Raw genomic sequence first — 380 nt, forward strand, 5'->3', positions numbered from 1 at the left:
CACACTGGACATGTCCAGCCCGGTGCCATACAGCGACGTGGTGCCGGTGGACATGCCGCCAATCACCGCAATCAGGCACACCGGCAGGAAGAACCAGCTCGGTGACACCGCCAGCAGGCCGCCGACGTAGTTGTTGGCCGCGATGTAGTCCGGTGCCTTGATCGCCACGATGGTGGCGGTGGCCAGGCCGAACAGGAACGGGATGAAGGTCGCGATCTGCGAGATCACCACGGCAGCCATGATCCGGCGCTTGGAGGTGTCACGCGGGATGTAGCGCGACCAGTCGCCGAGGAACGCCCCGAAGGAAATCGGGTTACTCATCGCCACCAGCGCAGCGCCGATGAAAGCCGCCCAGAAACCCGGTTGACCGAGGCTGACGC

Annotated in this window: 1 protein-coding gene; it reads right to left on the reverse strand. The window is 64.7% G+C overall.

The annotated features are described in order from the left end of the window. Window positions 1-380 (reverse strand): cytosine permease (locus tag AC1DLB_RS32355; RefSeq protein ID WP_477786579.1); only part of this gene is annotated, 380 nt, incomplete at both ends.

Source organism: Pseudomonas sp. 05N434 (assembly GCF_056396965.1).